This is a genomic window from Nocardia sp. NPDC047648 (genome assembly GCF_040642815.1).
GTDB classification, from domain to species: domain Bacteria; phylum Actinomycetota; class Actinomycetes; order Mycobacteriales; family Mycobacteriaceae; genus Nocardia; species Nocardia gamkensis.
The window spans coordinates 1-21,975 of record NZ_JBEYSX010000007.1; the positions used below are offsets into that span (position 1 = coordinate 1).

At 69.6% G+C, this 21,975-nt stretch carries 19 protein-coding genes and 1 pseudogene; 12 read left to right on the top strand and 8 right to left on the bottom strand.

The genetic code is table 11. From position 1 onward, the window contains the following. Positions 1–208: 208 nt before the first annotated feature. A complete protein-coding gene (locus tag ABZ803_RS16365; RefSeq protein WP_357038166.1) occupies positions 209–979 on the bottom strand; it encodes a hypothetical protein in 771 nt (256 codons plus the stop codon). A 407-nt stretch (positions 980–1,386) separates the two neighbouring features. Between ABZ803_RS16365 and carD the strand changes: the two genes are divergently transcribed. From carD to ABZ803_RS16395, 6 genes are all read left to right on the top strand, one after another. Beyond that, complete coding sequence (carD, locus tag ABZ803_RS16370; protein WP_011206964.1) at positions 1,387–1,875, top strand: RNA polymerase-binding transcription factor CarD; 489 nt, start codon at positions 1,387–1,389, stop codon at positions 1,873–1,875. Positions 1,876–1,877: 2 nt separating this feature from the next. Continuing rightward, positions 1,878–2,603, top strand: a complete 726-nt coding sequence (gene ispD, locus ABZ803_RS16375; protein WP_357038169.1) for a 2-C-methyl-D-erythritol 4-phosphate cytidylyltransferase — start codon at positions 1,878–1,880, stop codon at positions 2,601–2,603. A gap of 2 nt (positions 2,604–2,605) precedes the next feature. Then, on the top strand, positions 2,606–3,073 hold the full coding sequence (gene ispF, locus ABZ803_RS16380; RefSeq protein ID WP_062968866.1) for a 2-C-methyl-D-erythritol 2,4-cyclodiphosphate synthase: 468 nt from the start codon (positions 2,606–2,608) through the stop codon (positions 3,071–3,073). 64 nt (positions 3,074–3,137) lie between these two features. After that, positions 3,138–4,544 carry a cysteine--tRNA ligase gene (cysS, locus tag ABZ803_RS16385; protein ID WP_357038172.1) on the top strand — a complete coding sequence of 469 codons (1,407 nt, stop codon included), beginning with the start codon at positions 3,138–3,140 and terminating at the stop codon, positions 4,542–4,544. Next, positions 4,544–5,512 carry a 23S rRNA (guanosine(2251)-2'-O)-methyltransferase RlmB gene (rlmB, locus tag ABZ803_RS16390; RefSeq protein WP_357038175.1) on the top strand — a complete coding sequence of 323 codons (969 nt, stop codon included), beginning with the start codon at positions 4,544–4,546 and terminating at the stop codon, positions 5,510–5,512. The genes cysS and rlmB overlap by 1 nt, the downstream gene beginning before the upstream one ends. Positions 5,513–5,792: 280 nt before the next feature. After that, on the top strand, positions 5,793–6,071 hold the full coding sequence (locus tag ABZ803_RS16395; protein ID WP_062968859.1) for a hypothetical protein: 279 nt from the start codon (positions 5,793–5,795) through the stop codon (positions 6,069–6,071). Positions 6,072–6,161: 90 nt separating this feature from the next. On the opposite strand, the gene ABZ803_RS16400 is transcribed toward ABZ803_RS16395, so the two are convergent. From ABZ803_RS16400 to kstR, 7 genes and pseudogenes are all read right to left on the bottom strand, one after another. Next, a complete protein-coding gene (locus ABZ803_RS16400) occupies positions 6,162–6,968 on the bottom strand; it encodes an enoyl-CoA hydratase-related protein (RefSeq protein ID WP_357038178.1) in 807 nt (268 codons plus the stop codon). A 55-nt stretch (positions 6,969–7,023) separates the two neighbouring features. Then, positions 7,024–8,196, bottom strand: coding sequence for an acyl-CoA dehydrogenase family protein (locus ABZ803_RS16405; RefSeq protein WP_357038181.1), 1,173 nt, complete (start codon positions 8,194–8,196; stop codon positions 7,024–7,026). Between the two features lie 93 nt (positions 8,197–8,289). Continuing rightward, on the bottom strand, positions 8,290–9,159 hold the full coding sequence (locus ABZ803_RS16410; RefSeq protein ID WP_357038184.1) for a metal ABC transporter permease: 870 nt from the start codon (positions 9,157–9,159) through the stop codon (positions 8,290–8,292). 254 nt (positions 9,160–9,413) lie between these two features. After that, positions 9,414–10,277: pseudogene (locus tag ABZ803_RS16415) on the bottom strand (ATP-binding cassette domain-containing protein); the annotation flags it as partial. Between the two features lie 4 nt (positions 10,278–10,281). Further along, positions 10,282–11,163, bottom strand: a complete 882-nt coding sequence (locus tag ABZ803_RS16420) for a zinc ABC transporter substrate-binding protein (RefSeq protein WP_357038187.1) — start codon at positions 11,161–11,163, stop codon at positions 10,282–10,284. Positions 11,164–11,324: 161 nt separating this feature from the next. Continuing rightward, positions 11,325–13,898 (bottom strand): trehalose-phosphatase, encoded by a 2,574-nt coding sequence (gene otsB / locus ABZ803_RS16425; protein WP_357038190.1) that lies wholly within the window; start codon positions 13,896–13,898, stop codon positions 11,325–11,327. Between the two features lie 256 nt (positions 13,899–14,154). Further along, a complete protein-coding gene (gene kstR / locus ABZ803_RS16430; RefSeq protein WP_040864563.1) occupies positions 14,155–14,805 on the bottom strand; it encodes a cholesterol catabolism transcriptional regulator KstR in 651 nt (216 codons plus the stop codon). Positions 14,806–14,949: 144 nt separating this feature from the next. Here kstR and ABZ803_RS16435 point away from each other — a divergent pair, with 144 nt between their 5' ends. From ABZ803_RS16435 to ABZ803_RS16460, 6 genes are read left to right on the top strand one after another with little or no spacing between them, the layout of a single operon-like run. Further along, entirely contained in the window at positions 14,950–17,100 is a 2,151-nt protein-coding gene (locus ABZ803_RS16435) for an acyl-CoA dehydrogenase family protein (RefSeq protein ID WP_357038194.1), read from the top strand. 22 nt (positions 17,101–17,122) lie between these two features. Then, positions 17,123–18,190, top strand: a complete 1,068-nt coding sequence (locus ABZ803_RS16440) for an acyl-CoA dehydrogenase family protein (RefSeq protein WP_357038197.1) — start codon at positions 17,123–17,125, stop codon at positions 18,188–18,190. Beyond that, positions 18,175–19,413 carry an acyl-CoA dehydrogenase family protein gene (locus ABZ803_RS16445; RefSeq protein ID WP_357038200.1) on the top strand — a complete coding sequence of 413 codons (1,239 nt, stop codon included), beginning with the start codon at positions 18,175–18,177 and terminating at the stop codon, positions 19,411–19,413. The genes ABZ803_RS16440 and ABZ803_RS16445 overlap by 16 nt, the downstream gene beginning before the upstream one ends. Before the next feature lie 18 nt (positions 19,414–19,431). After that, positions 19,432–20,367, top strand: a complete 936-nt coding sequence (locus tag ABZ803_RS16450; protein WP_357038203.1) for an OB-fold domain-containing protein — start codon at positions 19,432–19,434, stop codon at positions 20,365–20,367. Beyond that, positions 20,364–20,783 carry a MaoC family dehydratase gene (locus ABZ803_RS16455; RefSeq protein ID WP_357038206.1) on the top strand — a complete coding sequence of 140 codons (420 nt, stop codon included), beginning with the start codon at positions 20,364–20,366 and terminating at the stop codon, positions 20,781–20,783. The genes ABZ803_RS16450 and ABZ803_RS16455 overlap by 4 nt, the downstream gene beginning before the upstream one ends. Then, positions 20,776–21,954, top strand: a complete 1,179-nt coding sequence (locus ABZ803_RS16460; protein ID WP_357038209.1) for a lipid-transfer protein — start codon at positions 20,776–20,778, stop codon at positions 21,952–21,954. Before ABZ803_RS16455 ends, ABZ803_RS16460 begins: the two co-directional genes overlap by 8 nt. Positions 21,955–21,975: the final 21 nt, after the last annotated feature.

The window sequence follows — 21,975 nt, forward strand, 5'->3', positions numbered from 1 at the left end:
CGCCGCGTACGCGACGAAGGAGCAAGCGGCGGCCGCGCAAACGCGAGCCGGGCCGCGAACGGCGCATGCTCGGTCTCGCTTCGCTCGAAACCGGGAGTTGAGGTGCGCCGGGCGCGTTGGTGACGGGCCTCGACACATAGTGCCGCGAACACGCAGCGACGAAGTCGCTGCGAATCGAACGCAGCGACGAAGTCGCTGCGAATTCGACTCAGTGGCCGCCGGTGTGCTCGGCTTCGGCCGGGCCGGACTTGTCGGACTCGTGGCGCTCGGTGTGCAGGCCCGCGTCGACCGGGACCTGGACCTGGACGGTGCCGTTCTGCTTGAAGTTGAACGAGACGTTGTAGGTGAGGCCGGGGGTGACGTCCCTGGTGAGGCCGGTGATCTCGATCAGGATCGGGTTGGTCTCGGGGTCGGTGGCTGCGGGCTGGGAGCCGTGCTCGCCCGCGCCGTGCGAATCGGCGGCGGTGGTCGGCGCGGCGGAGCGCTGCGCTGAGGTGGGGGCCGCGGCGCTCGTGGTCGGCGCGGCGCTGCTGCTGGGCGTGGCGCTGCTGCTGGGGGTGGACTCGTGCTTGACCGGCTGGTTCGCCGCGACGACGGTCTGCTGCGGCGCGAGCTCGACCACGGACTTGCCGGAGGCCGGGGTGATCTTGACGGTGCCCAGGTCGGTGGTGATGCTGGTCAGCTCGTCGGGGACGGACTCGCCGTTGTTGATGATGGACAGCGCGATGAGCGCCTTGCCGCCCTTGGCGTTGTTGTAGGCGGTGCCTTCGCCCGGGTACACGATGTGCACGTTGCGCAGCGCGATGCGGCCGACGTCGGCATGGTTGCCGTTCACGGCGGCGACCTGCTCCGCGGTCTGCGAGATCTGGCCCGCGCCGCAGCCGGACAGCGCGATCGCCGCTCCGGCGGCGAGTGCGGCAACCGTCACCATGCGACGTCGCGCCCCCTTCGGGGCGGTCACAGCTTTCAGGGCAGTCACGGGTTGTCCCTCCATGTCGACCGGGCTCTGCTCCGCGCGGGAGCGTAGTAACTAGGCAGCGTAGTAGTTCCCTCGGCGGACCGGGCGCGGGGGCTGGGACAAACGCGGAGTCCGCGCGGCACGCGCACGCGCGGTGTGCGGTGGGCCACGACACGTCCGAGCCGACACCCGGTACTTCGGTAACGGTTCGGTCGAGCTTTGGATGGTTGCCGCGAAGGTGCCGGCGCGCGGGAGGCGAGCGGCGCCGAACGAGCCGGGAGATAACCCCTTCTGGCACAACGTAATGCACACCACCTGGCATCTGTCAAGCCCCACGGTCGCCTCGTTGTGGCCCTGACCTGCACAGTTGATCGCGCCGTTATCGAGTCGCATGTTAAACTGTGAACATCGAAAGGGGCACGGGACACATGATTTTTAAGGTCGGAGACACCGTCGTTTACCCCCACCACGGAGCGGCGTTGATCGAAGCAATCGAGACTCGCACCATCAAGGGTGAGCAAAAAGAGTATCTGGTCCTGAAGGTCGCCCAAGGCGATCTCACTGTTCGGGTTCCCGCGGAGAACGCCGAATACGTCGGCGTGCGTGACGTCGTGGGTCAGGAGGGTCTCGATCGGGTCTTCCAGGTGCTTCGTGCGCCGCATACGGAGGAGCCGACCAACTGGTCCCGCCGCTACAAGGCCAACCTCGAGAAGCTCGCCTCCGGCGATGTGAACAAGGTGGCCGAGGTCGTCCGCGATCTGTGGCGCCGGGAGCAGGACCGCGGGCTGTCCGCGGGTGAGAAGCGCATGCTCGCCAAGGCTCGGCAGATTCTTGTCGGTGAACTCGCGCTGGCCGAAGGAACCGATGACGGCAAGGCCGAGACCCTGCTCGATGAGGTCCTCGCAGCGGCTTCCTGACCGTGAACAAACCTGACAACGGTGTCCGTCCCACCGACGGGCCCGTCGTTGCTCTGGTGCCTGCCGCCGGCCGTGGCGTGCGTCTGGGTGAATCGACACCCAAGGCGTTCGTCCCGGTCGGCGGCACACCTATGGTCCGGCTCGCCGTCGAAGGCTTGATCGCCTCCGGCGCGGTCGACCGGATCATCGTGATGGTTCCCACCGAACTCGTCGACAGCGCCGTTGCCCTGCTGCCGCCCACGGGTTCGGTTCAGGTGGTCGTCGGCGGCGCCGAACGCATCGACTCGGTGCGGGCGGGTATCGCCGCGGCGCCCGACGCCGCCTACTTCCTGGTCCATGACGCCGCCCGAGCGCTCACGCCACCCGAGCTCATCGCCCGGGTGACGGCGGAACTGCGCGCGGGCCGTCCCGCCGTGGTTCCCGGACTTCCGGTGACCGACACCATCAAGTCCGTCGACGCGGCGGGCGCGGTGACCGGCACTCCCGAGCGCGCCGGGTTGCGCGCCATCCAGACGCCGCAGGGTTTCGCGGCCGACCTGTTGCGCTCCGCCTACGCCACCGAGGGCATCCAGGCGACCGACGACGCGGGGCTGGTCGAGCGGCTCGGCGTCGGCGTGCACACCATTCCCGGCGATCCGCTGGCGTTCAAGATCACCACTCCGCTCGACCTCCGGCTCGCCGACGCGGTACTGGACGGCGCTGGCATCGGACGGGCGGTGGCGCCGTGACCATGCGCGTCGGTATCGGCAGCGACGTCCATCCGATCGAAGCGGGCAGGCCGTGCTGGATGGCCGGTCTGCTGTTCGACGGCGACGACGGCTGCGCGGGTCACTCCGACGGCGACGTCGCCGCGCACGCGCTGTGCGACGCGCTGCTGTCCGCGGCCGGCCTCGGCGATGTCGGCGCGGTCTTCGGCACCGGACGCCCGGAATGGGCGGGTGTCTCCGGTGCGGCCATGCTGAAGGAAGTGCGCAGGCTGCTGGACGAAGCGGGCTTCGAAGTGGTCAACGCCGCGGTGCAGGTGATCGGCAATCGCCCGAAGATCGGGCCGCGGCGCGCCGAGGCGCAGCAGGTGCTCGGCGAGTTGCTCGACGCCCCCGTGTCGGTGTCCGGCACCACCACCGACGGACTCGGCCTGACCGGTCGCGGCGAGGGTGTCGCCGCCGTGGCGACGGCCCTGCTGCAAGCTTGTCGTTGATCCTGCTCCGGCGGACCCGAGCCGGTCCGTGAACGACCTTATACACCAGCTAGGATCGACTGCCGTGACCCTGCGCCTCTTTGACACCGACACGCGGACCATGCGCGATTTCGCGCCCCTGGTCCCCGGCCGTGCTTCGGTGTACCTCTGTGGCGCCACCGTGCAAGGTGAGCCGCACATCGGCCATGTGCGCAGCGGAGTCGCGTTCGACGTACTGCGGCGCTGGTTGCTGGCGCACGACTTCGACGTCTGGCTCATCCGCAATGTCACCGATATCGAGGACAAGATCCTGACCAAGGCCGCCGAAGCGGGCAGGCCGTGGTGGGAGTGGGCCGCCACGCACGAGCGTGCTTTCGATCGCGCCTACGAACGGCTCGGTGTGCTGCCGCCGTCCGCGGAGCCCCGCGCCACCGGCCATATCACGCAGATGGTCGACATGATGCAGCGTTTGATCGACCGCGGTCACGCCTACGCCTCGGCGGGCAACGTCTACTTCGACGTGGTCAGCTATCCGGACTACGGCAAGTTGTCCGGCCACAAGCTCGACGACGTGCACCAGGGTGAGAGCGCGGGCGAGGGCAAACGCGACCCGCGCGACTTCACCCTGTGGAAGGCGGCCAAGCCGGGCGAGCCGACCTGGCCGTCGCCGTGGGGGCCCGGCCGCCCCGGTTGGCACCTGGAGTGCTCGGCGATGGCCGAGTTCTACCTCGGCCCGGAATTCGACATCCATTGCGGCGGTATGGATCTGGTGTTCCCGCACCACGAGAACGAGATCGCCCAGTCGAAGGCGGCCGGTGACGGCTTCGCCAGGTACTGGCTGCACAACGGCTGGGTGACCATGGGCGGGGAGAAGATGTCCAAGTCGCTGGGCAACGTGCTGTCCGTGCCGAACGTCCTCAAACAGGTGCGGGCCGTCGAACTGCGGTTCTACCTGGGCAGCGCGCACTACCGCTCGATGCTGGAGTACTCGGAGAAGGCGCTGCACGACGCGGCGCAGTCCTATCAGCGCATCGAGGCCTTCGTGACCCGGGTGGTGGACCGGGCCGGTGAGATTCCGGTCGGCAAGTGGACCGACGCGTTCGCCGCCGCCCTCGACGACGATCTCGCGGTGCCGAAGGCGCTGGCGGAGATCCACCGGGCGGTGCACGAGGGCAACAAGGCGCTCGAGGTCGGCGCGATCGACTCCGCGCGCGACCTGGCGAGCCAGGTGCGTGCGATGCTCGGCGTGCTCGGCGTCGATCCGCTCGATCCGCACTGGTATGCCCCGAGCGATTCCTCCGCCGCGCTCGGCGCTCTCGACGTGCTGGTGCGTGCCGAACTCGACCGCCGCCAAGAGGCGCGGGCCACGAAGGACTGGGCGACCGCCGACGGCGTGCGCGACCGTCTGCAGGCCGCGGGCATCGAGGTCACCGACACCGCCGATGGTCCCGAATGGGCGCTCGGCGAACCGCAATCCGGAAAGGCCGAGTAATGGCAGGCAATTCGCAGCGTCGGGGTGCGGTTCGCAAGAGCGGCAGCAAGAAGGGCGCCGTCGTCGGCTCGGGCGGCAAGCGCAGGCGCGGGCTCGAGGGTCGTGGCGCGACCCCGCCCGCCGAGATGCGGACCAAGCATCCCGCCGCCAAGCGCGCGGCCGCGAAAGCCAAAGCAGCGCAGGGGCGTTCGTCCTCGTCGGGCCGGCCCGCCGGGCGCAAGAGCGACGACGGCCCGGAATTGGTGCTCGGGCGCAATCCGGTGGTCGAGTGCCTGCGTGCGGGGGTGCCCGCGACGGCGCTGTACGTCGCGGTCGGTACCGAGAACGACGACCGGTTGACCGAGAGTGTGCGGATGGCCGCCGACACGGGCATCTCCATCCTCGAGGTACCGCGCACCGACCTGGATCGGTTGAGCGCCAATGGATTGCACCAGGGTGTCGCCCTCCAGGTGCCGCCGTACCGCTACGCCCATCCCGACGACCTGCTCGACCGGGCACGCGGCGCCGCCGAGCCCGCGCTGCTGGTCGCGCTGGACAACATCTCCGATCCGCGCAATCTTGGCGCGGTCATCCGTTCCGTGGCGGCCTTCGGTGGCCACGGCGTGCTGATCCCGCAGCGGCGCAGCGCGAGCGTCACCGCGGTGGCCTGGCGTACCAGCGCGGGCGCCGCCGCTCGGCTCCCGGTCGCGCGCGCGACGAATCTCACCCGCACGCTGAAGGATTGGGCGTCGCAGGGTGTTCAGATCGTCGGCTTGGATGCCGGGGGCGACACCACGCTCGACGACTTCGACGGCGGTGAGCCGACCGTGATCGTGGTCGGCTCGGAGGGCAAGGGCCTGTCCCGCCTGGTCCGGGAATCCTGTGACGCGATCTTGTCGATCCCGATGGCCGGCCCGGTGGAATCGCTGAACGCGTCGGTCGCCGCCGGCGTGGTGCTCTCCGAAGTCGCCCGGCAGCGCCGCGCCTGATCATTTGCGCCGGTCGCTCGATCACTCGGGTGTCCGCGTGCCGAGGCTGTGCCGTATTCGACGGATAACTTGCCGTCGATACCCAGCCTGCCTTCCGAGGTCACGATCTCGTGGGAAAGACAAAGCGCGCCAACTGGTCTCGCAAGGGCAAGGCCAACTCCCAGGGTGCGCCCCGGCGTGCGCGTCACCGAACGCAAGAGGCGCCCCGCAAATCTCGTCAGCCCCGACGCGTACGGCTTAAGAACACGGAGAGGCGGCACGGCACAGTAGAATTCGGCTGGTGGTGATACCCAATCAGCCCATCGGTCAGCCGGTCGAGCATCCGAACGCGACGGCGGTGTTGTTTCTCGGCGCGGCGAGCGTCCTCTGCTGCGGGGTGCTGGGGCCGGTGGCGTGGGCGCTGGGGAGGCGCGCGCTCGACCAGATCGAGGAATCCGGTGGCGCGTACGGTGGCCGCACCCAGGTGCTGGTCGGCTATGTCCTCGGCGTCGTCGGCACCGTCTTCATGATCATCTTCGCGGTGCTGTTCCTGTTCATCCTGCTCGGCGGTAACGCTTGAGCGGTGCCGCCGGACGGAGCCTGTCCACCTCGCCGGGTATGGGTTGGTACGCAGGCCGGCGGAGCGTCTGAAGCGCTGTCCTCGGCGGACCTAATCCAAACTGGGGCGTTCGCGCCCCGCGGCGTCCCACGCGGGCCATTCCGTGCTGACGCTGCCCGACCAGCTGGGCTGCCTGCGGTCGCGGAACGCGGCCATGGCCTCGCCGCCGTCGATGCTCTTGGTCGCGTGCTGGTTGAGGTCGGTTTCCAGTTGACCGACCACGGCCGGGCTCATCCCGAGCCCTTCCCAGAGCAGCCGCTTGGACAGGGCCACCGGTAGCGGCGCCGAGCCGTTCGCGATGTCGTGCGCGACGGCCAGCGCGGTGGGTAGCACCTCACCCGCGGGCAGTGAGCTGTTGGCCAGACCCATCGCCTTCGCCTCGTCACCGTCGAACGTGCGCCCGGTCAGCATGATGTCGGCGGCGTTGGCCATGCCGACCAGCCTGGGTAGGGTCCAGTGCGCGTAGCCGTCGGCCAAGACGCCGCGGCGCACCTGGTTCAGCCCGTACACCGCGTCGCGCGCCATGTACCGCAGATCGCATTGCAGGGCCAAGGCGAGGCCGATGCCGACCGCGTGACCGTTCACGGCCGCGATCACCGGTTTGCGCACTCGCCACGGCGGCGGATCGATGGTGGCGCTGACTTCGCCCACCCGGTTGGATAGGTCCGCGCCCGCGCAGAACGCGGGCGGGGTGCCGGTGACGATCACGGCACGGATGGCGTCTTCCGAATCGCAGCGCCGCAACGCGGCGCCCAATTCGGCGGCCATCGTGGGGGTGAAGGCATTCTGCTGGGCGGGCCGGTTGAGCGTGAGCACGGCGACGCCCTGAGAGACGTCGACGTGCAGTTCCGAACTCATGCCACAGGATGTTAGCCGACGGACGCGGAGCTGACCCGGGGCCGAAAGTCCTCGGCTATCCGCGCAGCACCTTGCGCCCGATGGCGTACTTGTGCACCTCGGTCGGGCCGTCGTAGAGCCGGAAGGCACGCATGTCCCGGAAGATCATCTCGACCACGGTCTCGTCGCTGATGCCGATGCCGCCGAGCACCTGCACGCACCGGTCGGCGACCTTGAACAGTTCCTCGGACACGAACGACTTCGCGATCGAACTCTCGTGCCGCGCCTTCTCGCCGTTGTCCATCAGCCAGCACGCGTGCCAGATGGTCAGCCTGCACTGGTGCAGCGCGATCTCGTTGTCGGCCAGCATGAACGACACGCCCTCGTGTTCGCCGATCGGCTTGCCGAACGCGGTGCGGGTGCGCGCGTGCTCGACCGCGATGCTCTGGGCGCGTTCGGCGGCGCCGAGCCACCGCATGCAATGGGTCAGCCGGGCCGGGGCGAGCCGGAGCTGGGCGTAGCGCAGCGCCTGGCCCGCCTCGCCGAGCAACGCCTCCCTGGGCAGGACCAGGTTGTCGAAGCGGACCACACCGTGCCCGGCGACGTAATTGCGGTCCATCGTGTTCATCGTGCGTTCGATGACGATGCCGGGCTCGTCGCCGTCGGCCAGGAACAGGGTGGGGCCTTCGGGCAGGTGCGGGTTCGAGGCGAGCCGCGCCATGATGATCCAGGTCTTCGCGCCGTTCGCCCCGGTGATCAGCCACTTGCGGCCGTTGACGGTGAAGTTCTCGCCGTCGAAGGTCGCCGCGGTGGACAGCTGGGCCGGGTCGGAGCCCGCCCCGTCGGGCTCGGTCATGGCGAAGACCGAACGCTGGTGGCCCGCGACCACCGGGGCCAGGAAACGCTGGACCTGGTCGGGGTCGGCCACCTTGGACAGCAGGAACATGTTGCCCTCGTCGGGCGCCGCGCAGTTCATCGCCACCGGGCCGAGCGTGGACCAGCCCGCCGCCTCGTAGATCACCGCCTGCTCGATGTGGGTCAGGCCGCGCCCGCCGAGCGACTCGGGCGCCTGCACGGTGAGCAACTTCTCGGCACGGGCGAGTTCGACGAGTTCCTGCCGCAGCTCATCGGTCGGGCCGTGCGCGGTCAGGCGCGGGTCCCGCTCGTACGGGACGATCTTGTCGATGACGAATCGGCGTACTCGGTTGCGTTCGGCGGCGAGGTCGGCGGGAATCGCGAAGTCGATCATCGTTGGTCACCATTCGTTCGGGGTCGCGGCGCCTCGAGCATACGAAAGCGCCCCGGGAGGACTGAAGGCGGCCGCCATCAAGTTCGCGGCCGCTCAGCGGGCGCGGGCGAGTCTGCGGTTGCGGGCGCCGAGCAGGCGGCAGGCGAGGTAGATCAGAAACGAGATGGTGGTGACGAAGGTCGAGACGGGCACGCCGGGCGCGAGCGACAGCAGGATGCCGCCCACGGCGGCGATCTCCGCGAACAGCACGGCGAGCACCGTCGCCCGGATCGGGTCCGCGGTGAGCTGCGCGGCCGCGGCGGCCGGCGTGATCAGCAGGGCGAGGACCAGCAGCGCACCGACGATCTGCACGCCGAACGCCGCCGTGATGCCGAGCAGCACGGCGAACACGATGGACAGCGCCCGCACCGGAACTCCGCGCGCCACCGCCACCTCCGGATCGGAACTGGCGAACAGCAGCGGCCGGTAGACGAACGCGAGCACCGCGATCACCCCGGCGGTGCAGACGGCGAGCAGGCCGAGGCCGTTGTTGCCGACGCTGACCACCTGACCGGTCAGCAGCGAGAACTTCGATCCCGCGCGGTCGGGGCCCAGCCACAGGAAAAGCACCGAGAGACCCAGGCCGAACGAAAGCACCACCGCGATCACCGAATCGCGCTCGCGCGCCCGGGTGCCGAGCAGGCCGAACAACACCGCCGCGACCACCGACCCCGCGATGGCTCCCAGGCCGACCCCCACACCGGCCAGCAGCGCGGCGGCGGCCCCGGTCAGGGACAGCTCACTGGTGCCGTGCACGGCGAACGACATCTGCCTGCTGATGATCAGCGGGCCGATCACACCCGACAGCAGGCCGAGCAGGGCCGCGGCGAGCAGCGCCTGCTGGACGAACCCGTAGGACAGCAGGTTCGCCGTGGTGCCGAAGTCCAGCATCTTGCCGAGGACGCTGGACAGCTTGTCGGTCACGAGCGCACTCCACTCTCGTCGGGATCGGCGGCCGACCGATCGCCGTTGCCGTTCACGAGGTCCGTCGGCACGGAGGGCGCCGAGGACGTAGCGACCGAACCCTTGCCGTTGCCGGAAATAGTGCGGTTGGACGCCGAGTCGGCCGAGTCCGCGTGCCCCCTCTGCGCCGAGTCGTTCGCGTCGCTCGGCGCCGTTGACCCATCGTGCGCGGCGCCACCGGGTGCGAACTCGTCGCCCGCGGGTCCGTGACAGTGACCGCCCGCGGTGCCCAGCGCGTCCATGGTGTCGCCGGTGCCGACGACCACCAGGCGACCGCGGACCCGCAGCACGTCCACCTGGGTGCGGTAGAGCTCCGACAGCACCGGCGAGGTCATCACTTCCTCCGGCGTCCCGATCCGGAACCGTCCGTCGACCAGGTACAGCACCCGGTCCACCAAGGGCAGGATCGGATTGATCTCGTGCGTCACGAAGAGCACCGCGGTGTCGTGGGTGCGCCGACGGCGATCGATCAGCTCGGCGACCAGTCGCTGATTCGCCAGGTCGAGGCTGAGCAACGGCTCGTCGCACAGCAGCACCTTCGGATCACCGACCAGCGCCTGCGCCACCCGCAAGCGCTGCTGCTCACCGCCGGACATGGATTCCAGCGGCGCGTGGGCGAAGTGCTCCGCTCCGACGTCGGCGACGGCAGCGGCCACCTTGCGTCTGCGTTCGGCGCGGGAGCGCAGACCGAGGCCCCAGCGATGCCCGTCGACGCCGAGTCCGACGAGGTCGACGCCGCGCAACTGCACCCCGGCATCGATCGTCTTCTGTTGCGGTACATAGCCGATGTCTGGGTTGCCGGTACGCGCGGGAGAGCCCGCGATCCGGGCTGTGCCGGAACTCAGGCCGACCTGGCCCAGCAATACTTTCAGCAGTGAAGTCTTGCCGGAGCCGTTCGGTCCGAGCACCGCGACGAATTCACCCCGTGCGACGGTGAGATCCAGCCCCTCCCAGAGGGTTCGGTCCCCGAACGACAAGCGGGCGGCCGCCAGCCGCACCGCGGCCGAGTCCGCACCGATGTTCGATCGCCGCCGTTCCACCGCGGCGGTGTGCTCGGTCAGCGCGGCTCCCTCGTTCATCTGCTCAGCCCAGCGCGGCGGCCAGCGCCTGCGCGTTCTTCGTCTGCCACTGAAGATAATCCACGCCCTCGGGCAGGGTCTCGGTCACCTCGACGACGGCGACGCCCGCGTTCCGCGCGGTGCCGCGCAGATCCTTGGTGATCTTGTCCTCGGTCTGCACGTTGTAGATCAGCGCGCGGACCCGCTTACCGGTGAGCAGGTCCTGGGTCGCCGCGACGGCCGCGGGCGCCGGGTCGGTCTCCTGCTCGATGGCTTCCTGGAACTCGTGCGGAGTCAGGTCATCCGCCCCGGCGGCGGCCACGAGGTAGTGCGCGAGGGGCTCGGTCTGCAACACCGGAGTTCTCGGGTGTTCGGCGGCGATTTTGCCGGTGATGGCGGTGACCGCCGCGAGCCCGTTCTCGAACGTCCTCGCGCGCTCGGCGTAGGCCGCGGCCTTGTCCGGATCCAGTTCGCCGAGCTGGGCGGCGATCCGGTGGGCGACCACGCCGACGGTGCGCACGTCGTACCAGACGTGCTCGTTCTGGTCGCTCTGGTCCACCCGCGAGGCGAACGCGTCCACCGTGCGCTTGTTCGTGCCCGCCACCGCCTTCTCGGCGAACTCGTCGTAGCCGCCGCCGTTGTAGACCACGAGGTCGGCATCGCTGAGTTCGGCCGACTCGACGGCGGAGGTCTCGTGCGAGTGCGGGTCGGCGGACGGATCGGTGATCAGCGACCGGACGGCGGCGTCGGGGCCCGCGATGGCGGCGGCGATATCGCCCCACACGTCGGTGGAGGCTACGACGGACGGCCTGCCGTCGTCGGTCGAGCTGCCGCAGGCGGTCAGCGTCAGGGCGGAGGCGACCCCCACGGCGATGCCTGCGCAGGTGATGGCAAATCCGGTTCTCACGTGGGGGTACTCCTGGCAGTGCTCTAGATCATAATGGAAATCGTTCCCGTTTAACTCTAGCAGGGATCGTCGCAGGCTAGGATGCGAAGCCCTCGAAAAGGCGAAATACGAAGGGCCCGTGAACGATTCCTCGTTCGCGGGCCCTCGTCGCGATGCGCGGGTCAGACCAGCGCGGCCTCCACCGGCTGGCCGAGCAGCTGCGCACAGCGCAACAGGCCGAGGTGGCTGTAGGCCTGCGGGTGGTTACCCAGCGAGCGTTCGGCCACCGGGTCGTACTCCTCGCTGAGCAACCCCGTCGGGCCCGCGACGTCGACCAGCTGGGCGAACAGCGCCTCGGCGTCGGAGCGCTTCCCGATCAGCAGGTACGCCTCGACCAGCCAGGCCGCGCACAGGTGGAAGCCACCCTCGCCGCCGGGCAGGCCGTCGTCGTGGTGGTACCGGTACACGGTCGACCCGCTGCGCAGCTCGGCCTCGGTCGCCACGACGGTCGCCGCGAAGCGCGGGTCGGAGGGGTCGATCAGGCCGCTCAACCCGATGTGCAGGGTCGCCGCGTCCAGGTCGGTGCCGTCGTAGGCCGCGGTGTAGGACTGCACCTCGTCGTTCCAGCCCTTCGCCTTCACCTCGTCGGCGATGGTGTCGCGCAGCACCGGCCAGGCCGGGTCGATCTCGCGGTCGAATTTCTGCGCCAGGGTCAGCGCCCGATCGACGGTCAGCCAGCCCATCACCTTCGAGTACACGTGGTGGCGGGGGTTGCCGCGGATCTCCCAGATGCCGTGGTCGGGCTCCTGCCAGCGCCTTTGCACCGCCGCGACCATGGCGCACACCAGGTCCCAGTCGGCGTCGGGCAGCACGTCCGCCGCGGCGGTGACGCCCCGCAGCTCCCTGGCGTGCGCCAGGGTGGCGATGAGGTCGACGATCGGGCCGAAGACGTCCAGCTGCACCTGCATGTTGGCCGCGTTGCCGACGCGCACCGGGCGCGAGCCCGCGTAGCCGGGCAGCTGGTCGATCGAGGCCTCCGGCGGCAGCGTCTCGCCGTAGAGCGTGTACAGCGGGTGCAGGCGCTCGGGGCCGGGCAACGTCTCCAGCACCCCGTGCACCCAGCCGAGGTAGGCCTCGGCCTCGGTGAGCGAGCCGAGCGAGACCAGCGCCTGCGCGGTGAGCGCCGCGTCACGCAGCCAGCAGTAGCGGTAGTCCCAGTTGCGCACGCCGCCGATGTCCTCCGGCAGCGAGGTGGTCGCGGCCGCGAGGATCGAACCGGACGGGGCGTGCACCAGGCCGCGCAGGGTCAGCGCGGAACGCTTCATCAGGTCGGGCTTCAGCGGCGGCAGCGTGAGTTTCGAGGCCCACTCCGACCAGTACCGCTCGGCTTCCCGTCGCCGCTCCGTCTCACCCGCGGCGGCGGGGTCGAGATCGCTGGTGCCGCAACGTAGTTCGAGCACGATGGGACCCTTGGACGGATCGACCACGGCCCGTGCCGATTCGTGGGTGCCGTCCGAGACGATCTCCCACCGCACGCCCGGGGAGCGCAGCACGATCGGATCGTTCGTGCCGTGCACGCGCAGCCCGCCCTCCTGCGCTTCGAGGTTCACCGGCACCTGGCCGAACTCGGGCCGGGGGGCGAAGGTGACCACGGCTTTCGCGTCGCCGGTGATCACCCGGGTGAGGTCGGTGCGGTTGGACGCCACATCGTGCGGCAGGTAGTCGGTGACCTGCAGCTTCGCCCAGCGGGTTTCGACGGTCATCGTGCCGTCGACGTAGCGCTGCGAGAGCGGCAGTCCGGGGCGCTCGGGCTCGATGGTGAAGTGACCGCCCTGCGGGCCGCCGAGCAGGTGGGCGAACACCGCGGCGGAATCCGGCTCCGGGTGGCAGAACCAGGTGACCGTGGCGTCCGGGGTGAGCAGCGCGACCGAACGCGGGCTGGCCAGCATGGTCAGCCGTTCGATGCGCGGCGCGCTCGCGCCCGCCAGCCAGGTCCGGCGCTCCTCCAGCAGGTAGGCAAGCGCCCAGGCGACGGCCTCGGTGCTGTCCACGCGGAACTTGGCCAGGCTCTCGCCCTCGCCGACCTTGATGCCGACGTCGGGACCCGACAGCACCCGGAACGCCTTCTCGTCGGTGACGTCGTCACCGAAGAACACCGCGGCCGAGGCCCCCGCCTGATGCCGCACCGTGTCCAGCGCCGTGCCCTTGTCGGTCTGCACCACGGCCAGCTCGATGACCGACTTGCCCTCGGTGACCTGCACGCCGAACCAGCACGCCGGACCGAGCCGGACCTGCGACAGCGCGCGATGACCGATCTCCGGGCTGGCGTTGCGCACGTGCAACGCGACGCTGGCCGGCTTGATCTCGACGGTGACCCCCGGATTGTCCGAGGCGACCTGGTTCAGCGCCGTCTGCACCTCTTGGAGCAGATGCTTGGCGTCGTTGTCGATCGCGTGCACGAAGCCCACGTCGAATTCCGAGCCGTGGCTGCCGATCAGTTGCACCTCGACGGGCAGTCTGGACAGCGCCGCGAGATCTCGCAGCGCGCGACCGGAGATCACGGCGGCCGTAGTCCCGGTCAGGCCGGCGAGGGCTCGTAACGCGCTCACCGATTCCCGATGGGGAAAGGCTTTGGCCGGGTCGGACACGATGGGCGCGAGTGTCCCGTCGTAGTCCGATGCGACCAGCAGCCGTGGCACGCGCGCGACCGTCGACAGTGCACGGCGAAGTTCCAGTGGCAGATCCTGTGCGCTCACGCATCCAACCTAGTGATCGGAGGATTTTTTCAGGGGGCGGGCAAAACAATACTGTGTTGAATTTGCCGCACAGAAGCGCGCCGGTCCGCGTGCGCACGATAACGCAGGTGCTGAACCGGTGTCCGGTGGATCTGCCCAGCTAACGGCGACGGGATCGGAGCGGGTGAGCTTCGTCCCAGCACAGGGGAGATCTTCGGGCCCGGCGGGTGGCCGGGGCCGAATTCGCTCGATGTGCGCTGAGAGATCCCGACAGAGCTTACTGGTTGCGTTCGCCGAGCAGGAGGTCGACGGTCAGTTCGAGTCGTTCGGTGACGTCGGTGGCCGAGGCGCGCCGAGTCAGCCAAGCGACCAGATTCGACAACCACACATCGCTGATCACCCGCGCGATGGCCAGCTGCCGTTCGGTGGGCTCGCCGTCGTTCATGGCCCGCGCGAAGACGCGGTCCATCACCTTGCCCACGCGGTCCACCTCGGCAGCGGCGGAGGCGTCGGCGAACATGAACGCCCGGGTCATGGCCTCGGTGAGCAGTGGGTCGCGCTGCATCATCCGGGTGATCTGGGTGAGCAGCAGGTGCATGCGCTCCTGCGGGGACTGCCCGGCAAGCGGCTTGCGTTTGCCTTCGATCTGCTCGAATTCGCGCGACAGCGCCGAGACCAGCAGGTGCACCTTGGACGGGAAGTAGCGGTACAGCGTGCCGACGGCGACGTCGGCGCGCTCGGCCACCGCGCGCATCTGGACCGCGTCGTAACCGCCTTTGGACGCGAGTGCCAAGGTCGCGTCCAGGATCCGCTTGCGTCGTTCACGCTGCGCCGCCGAACTCAGCTCGTCCTCGCTGAGCGTGGTGACCGTGGCCGCGGGCCGGGCCGCGCTCGAGTCGGCTGGCTGCGATCGGGACGGACTGGCCATTGATGAAAGTCCTTTCCGGAAACGTCGTTTCGTCGGCTGCGTGCGCGGTGTCGCCGCGGCGTGATGGTCTCTTGACTTCCGCCCGGCTAGGATATTAGAACATGTTCTAGGTGTGGGAGTCACGCCGGAAAGGCGGTATGGAGTGTGACCATCGCCACCACTGACGAGCATAAAGCCGTCCAGGAGTCGATGCGCGGATGGGCGGCGTCGGTCCGTCCAATTGCAACAATGCGGACCGGCGCGGCCGACTTCTGGCGGGCCTACTGGCCCGCCCTGGCCGAGATCGGGATCTTCCGGGTCGCGGTGGCCGAGGACGCGGGCGGTGCGGGCGGGTCGGTCTCCGATCTGGCCGTGCTGGTGGAGCAGGCGGCCCACGACCTGGTCGGCGGCCCCGTGCTCGCAACGGCTCTGGCCAATCTGATCACCGCGGGCAGGCTCGACGAGGACCTGCCCTGCGGGGTCGCGCTCGACTTCGTCGTCGGTTCGACGGTGAGCGTACCCGCCGCAAGCGACGGTGTGTTGCTCACGGGTGCCTGGGATTCCGTGCTCGGCGCCGCCCCCGGCACCGCCGTACTGCTGCCGATCGACCAGCCGCAGGGGCAACGGTGGTGCCTGGTCCGGCCCGATGCCGTCGGCCTGCGCGTGGAGGCGCTCGCGCCGCTGGATCCGAGCACGCCGCTGGCCCGGGTGCACTGCGCCGATCTGCGCGTGCCCGCCGAAGACGTGTTCGTCGCGCCGCACGCCGCCGGGGATCTGCTGGTCGCGCTGGTCGCCGCCGAACTGTCCGGCCTGGCGGGCTGGTGCCTGGAGACCGCGGTCGAGTACGCCAAGGTGCGCGAGCAGTTCGGACGCAAGATCGGTTCGTTCCAGGCGGTCAAGCACATCTGCGCCTGGATGCTGTGCCGCACCGAGCTCATCCGCGCCGTAGCGGCCGACGCCGCGGCCGCCGTGGACGACGGCGGCGCCGAACTGCCGATCGCCGCCGCCATCGCGGCCGCGATCGCCCTGGACGCCGCGGTCGAGACCGCCAAGGACTGCATCCAGGTGCTCGGCGGTATCGGCTTCACCTGGGAGCACGACGCGCACCTGTACCTGCGCCGGGCGACGGCACTGCGGCAACTGCTCGGCGGCTCGGCGCGCTGGCGGGCGCGGGTCACCGAGTTGACCCGTCAGGGCCTGCGGCGCACCACGGGGGCGGACCGGGTCTTCGCCGAGGAGGGCGTGGCCGTCGACGGCGACAGCGCGCAGGAGCTGGCCGCCGAAGTCGCGCGGATCGCCGCCCTGCCCGCCGATCGGCAGCGCGACGCGTTGGTCGAGGCGGGTCTGGTCATGCCGCATTGGCCGCGGCCGTATGGACGCGCCGCGGACCCGATGACCGGTCTGGTGATCTCCGAGGAGCTGCGCCGCGCCGGGCTCACCGCGCCGGATCTGACCATCGGCGGCTGGGCGATTCCGACGCTGTTGCAACACGGGACCCCGGAGCAGATCGAGCGCTTCGCCTGGGCGACCTTGCGCGGCGAGGTGGTCTGGTGCCAGCTGTTCAGCGAACCCGAAGCGGGCTCCGATCTGGCGGCGTTGCGCACCACCGCGAAGAAGGCGGACGGCGGCTGGGTGCTGCGCGGCCAAAAGGTGTGGACTTCGCTGGGGGATAAGGCGAATTGGGCCATCTGCCTGGCGCGCACCGATCCGGATGCGCCCAAACACCGTGGCATCACGTATTTCTTGGTCGACATGCACAGCGCCGGACTCGAAGTGCGGCCGCTCGTGCAGATCACCGGGGAGGCGCGTTTCAGTGAGGTGTTCCTCGACGACGTGTTCGTGCCCGATGATTGCGTGGTCGGCGCGTTGAACAATGGATGGAAGATCGCCCGCTCGACCTTGGCGACCGAGCGGGTCGCCATGGGTGGAAATGGGATCGGTCCGGTGCTCGAAGAGCTGATCGCGAAATCGCCCGCCACCGGCCCCGGCGCCGAAATGGTGAACGACCGGCTCGGCGGATTCGTCGCCGAGGCCGTCGCCGGGCTTCTGCTCGAGCAACGCGCGGCAGTGAAGTTGCTGGTGGGGGGTGATCCCGGCGCGCAGAGTAGTGTTCGCAAATTGGTCGGGGTGCGCCACCGTCAAGCGGTCGCGGAATTCGCTGTCGAGACGACAGGGCCTTCCGGCGCTCAGGATTCCGAAGCAGCGAAGGAATTCCTGCTGACGCGCTGTCTATCGATCGCTGGTGGAACTGAGCAGATCTTGCTCACCGTTGCTGGTGAGCGGATTCTCGGGCTGCCTCGCGACGTGAACAGCTAGTCGCCGACAACCGGGAGAAAACATGGATTTCACCAGGGACGAGGGCCAGGACGCGGTGGCCGAAGTCGTCGTGAGTTTGCTGGAGCGGGAACCCGCTCGCGATATGGAACTGTGGCCGAAATTGGTCGACTCCGGATTGCTTGTCGTCGCGGTACCGGAGCGGCACGGCGGTGACGGCATGGGGCTGCTCGAGGTGGCGGCTCTCCTGACCGAGCTGGCGACGGACGCGGTCGCGGTACCCGCCCTTCCGACGCTGGGCTTCGGCGTGCTGCCGCTGGTGGCGAGCGCGCCGGAGAGCGTCGGGGCGCGGGTGCTGCCCGACATCGCCAAGGGAACGGTGGTCACGGCGGCGCTGAGCGAAGCCGCGGCGCCGTTCACCGTCGAACCGAAGACCAGCGCGGTCACCAGCGGCGGGAACACCGTGCGCATCAGCGGGCGCAAGGTCGCCGTGCCCTACGCCGAGCAGGCGAGCTGGCTGCTCGTGCCGACCGATTCCGGGATCGCCCTCGTCGACGCGCAGGCCGAAGGCCTCACGCTGACGCCGACTCCCGCCTCCGGCGGCATCCCCGAATACACCGTTCAGCTGGACGGAGTGGAGATACCCGCCGAACAGTTGTGGCCGAACGGCCTGGCCGAACTGCACCGGTTGGCGCTCGCTTCCATCGGCTCGGTGGCCGATGGTCTGCTCAGGGGGGCGATCACGCTCACCGCGGAACATCTGCGCACCCGTCACCAGTTCGGCAGGCCGCTGGCCGAGTTCCAAGCGGTGGCCCAGCAGATCGCGGACCTGTACGTCGTCTCGCGGACCCTGCACGTCGCCGCGGTCTCGGCGAACTGGTCGCTCGCACAGGACGACACGAGCCAGGAGCACCGCGAGCGCACCGACGACGACCTGGCGGTCTTGGCCTACACCGTCGCCGAACAACTGCCCGCGGCCATGCAGAAGTGCCATCACCTGCACGGCGGTCTCGGCGTGGACGTGACCCACCCGATGCACCGCTACTACTCACAAGCCAAGGACATCGCCCGCTGGCTGGGCGGCGCGTCGTTCCGGCTCGATCGATTGGGGGCCGGATGTTCATCGACCTGACCAGTGAGCAACGCCGGCTGCGCGACGAACTGCGCGCCTACTTCGCCGATCTCGTGACTCCCGAGGAGGAGGCCGAGATGGCGGTGAACCGGCACGGCGACGCCTACCGCGCCGTCGTGCGCCGGATGGGGCGCGACGGGTGGCTCGGCGTCGGCTGGCCCAAGGAATACGGCGGCCAGGGTTTCGGGCCGGTCGAGCAGCAGATCTTCTTCAACGAGGCGGTCCGGGCCGACGTCCCGCTGCCGCTGGTGACGCTGCTGACCGTCGGACCCACCTTGCAGCAGTTCGGCACCGACGAGCAGAAGCAGCGGTTCCTGCCCGGGATCCTGGCCGGTGACATCCATTTCGCGATCGGCTACTCCGAGCCGGAGGCGGGCACCGACCTGGCCTCGCTGCGCACCTCGGCGGTGCGCGACGAGTCCGGGGACTGGATCGTCAACGGGCAGAAGATCTTCACCACGGGCGCGCACGAGGCCGACTTCGTCTGGCTGGCCTGCCGCACCGGTTCGACCGAGTCACGCCACCGCGGCATCACGATCCTGATCGTGGACACCACCGATCCCGGCTACTCGTGGACGCCCATCATCACCTGCGACGGCGCGCACCACACCAACGCGACCTATTTCGACAATGTGCGCGTCCCGGCGAACATGCTGGTCGGCGAGGAGAACCGGGGCTGGAAGCTGATCACGACGCAGCTCAACCACGAGCGGGTGAGCCTGGGGCCGTCCGGCAAGATCGAGCAGCTCTACGACCGGGTGCGCGACTGGGCGCAACCGCGCGGCGTGCTCGCCGAACCGGACGTGCGGCGCGCGCTGGGCCGCATTCACGCCATGGTGCGGCTGAACGAACTGCTGAACTGGCAGGTGGCCGCCGCGTCCGATGGGCGGCGTTCGCAGGGCCCTGCGTGGTCACGCTCCGCTACCGCCTCCGGGCCCGGCGCGACCGCCGCCGGCGTGGATGGTGACCAGGCCCAGGTGATCGCCGACGCGTCGGCCACCAAGATCTACTCGACCGAATCGCTCCAGGAGGCGGGCAGGCTCGCCGAGGAGATCATCGGCCGCTACGGCGACCCGGCCGACCCGGCCACCGGCGAACTGCTGACCTGGCTGGACCGCAGGACCAAGCAGAACCTGGTGGTCACCTTCGGCGGTGGCGTCAACGAGGTGATGCGCGAACTGGTCGCCTCGTCCGGACTGCGGTTGCCGCGAGTACCCCGATAACGAGTGAAGGAGCCGCGCGTGCCGGAAACCACTACTCCGGAAGCGATCATCGCCGCAGCCGAGGCCATTCGGGCGGCGGGTGAGTGCGCGCCCCGTTTCGGGCGTGATCCGGTGAACCAGCCGATGATCAACAACTGGGTGGAGGCGCTCGGCGACGCCAACCCGATCTATGTCGACGAGGAGGCGGCCCGTGCGGCGGGTCATCCCGGCGTCGTCGCGCCGCCCGCCATGGCCCAGGTGTGGACGATGTTCGGGCTCAACGGCTCCCGCCCCGCCGACGACCCGATGGGCGCGGCCACCGAGCTGCTCGACGCGGCGGGTTACACCTCCGTGGTCGCCACGGATTGTCAGCAGACCTACCACCGCTACCTCGAAGTCGGCGAGCAGGTCTCGGTCACCAGCACGCTGTCGGATATCCGCGGCCCGAAGCGCACCGCGCTGGGCGAGGGATGGTTCGTCACCTTCCGGACCAGTTGGCGGGTGGGTGACGAGGTGGTCGCCGAGATGCTGTTCCGCCTGCTGAAATTCGCCCCCGGCACCGCGGCGCCGAAACCCGCCGCGGGTGAGCGGGTCAAGCCGCTGGTCTCCTGGGACACCGAATTCTTCTGGGAGGGAACGAAAGCGGGCGAGCTGCGCATCCAGCGGCTGCCGGACGGATCGTTGCGGCATCCGCCCATTCCGGCCATCTGGCAGGACAAGTCGAAGCCGACCGACTACGTCGTCGCCTCCGGGCGCGGCACCGTGTTCAGTTACGTCGTGCACCACGCGCCGAAGGTGCCGGGGCGGCAGCTGCCGTTCGTGGTGGCGCTGGTCGAATTGGAGGAAGGCGTGCGCATGCTCGGTGAACTGCGCGGCATCGACCCCGCCGAGGTGCGGGTCGGCCTGCCGGTCGAGGTGGGCTTCGAGAAGCTCGACGACGAGGCGAGCCTGCCGGTCTGGCAGGTGGTCTCATGACCGCCGCCGTGACACCGGACGCCGTGCGCGTCGGCACGGTGCTGCCCGAGCTGGTGATCCACGCCGACCCGACGTTCGTGATCAGCACCGCCTTGGCCACCAGGGACTTCCAGGACGTGCACCACGACCGGGACAAGGCTGTCGCTCGCGGCTCGAAGGACATCTTCGTCAACATCCTGACCGACACCGGTTTGGTGCAGCGTTTCGTCACCGACTGGGCGGGCCCGCGCGCCGTCGTCAAGTCGATCGCGCTGCGCCTGGGCGTGCCGTTGTACGCCGGTGACACGCTGACGCTCACCGGCGCGGTGACCGCGCTGGAGGGCGACGACATCCACATCGACGTGGTCGGCAAGGACAGTCTCGGCGACCACATCACGGCCACGGCCGTCATCGCATTGCGGAGGGCCGATGTCTGAGCAGAGCATTTCCGGCCGCGCCGCCATCGTCGGCATCGGGGCCACCGACTTCTCCAAGGACTCCGGCCGCAGTGAACTGCGACTGGCCGCCGAGGCGGTCACCGCCGCGCTGGCCGACGCGGGCCTGACGCCCGCCGACGTGGACGGCCTGACCACGTTCACCATGGACACCAACACCCAGGCCGCCGTCGCAAGGGCGGTCGGCATTCCGCAGCTGAAGTTCTTCAGCCACATCGGCTACGGCGGCGGCGCGGCCTGCGCCACCATCCAGCAGGCCGCCATGGCGGTGGCCACCGGAATCGCCGATGTGGTGGTGGCCTATCGCGCGTTCAACGAACGGTCGGTGTCGCGGTTCGGGCAGTTCTCCACGGCGCTGGCCACCGCGCCCACCTCGTCGGGCATCGACGCGGGGTGGTCCTACCCGCAGGGGCTCGGCACGCCGGCCGCGCAGGTCGCGATGGTCGCCCGGCGCTACATGCACGTCTACGGGGCCACCAGCGAGGACTTCGGCCGAGTGGCCGTGGCCGATCGCAAGCATGCCGCGGTGAACCCGGCCGCCTTCTTCTACGGCAAGCCGATCACGCTGGAGGAGCACCAGAATTCCCGGTGGATCGCCGAGCCGCTGCATCTGCTGGACTGCTGCCAGGAGTCCGACGGCGGCGTCGCGATCGTGGTCACCAGCGCCGAGCGGGCCCGCGATCTGCCGCAGCGTCCGGCCGTGATCGCCGCTGCCGCCCAGGGGTCTGGAGCCGACCAATACGTGATGACCAGCTACTACCGCGACGCCATGACCGGTCTTCCGGAGATGGGTCTGGTCGGTGACCAGCTGTGGGCGCAGAGCGGATTGCGCCCGCAGGACATGCAGGCCGCGATCCTCTACGACCACTTCACCCCGTTCGTCCTCATGCAGCTGGAGGAGCTCGGCTTCTGCGGCCGGGGCGAGGCGAAGGACTTCATCGCCGGCGGCACCATCGAGGCAGGCGGCCGCCTGCCGCTCAACACCCACGGTGGCCAGCTCGGCGAGGCGTACATCCACGGTATGAACGGCATCGCCGAGGCCGTGCGCCAGATTCGCGGCACCTCGGTCAACCCGGTCTCCGACCTGACCAACATCGTGGTCACCGCGGGCACCGGCGTCCCCACCTCCGGCCTGGTCCTCACCACCGGCTGATCCTCGCTTCGCGCACTCGGG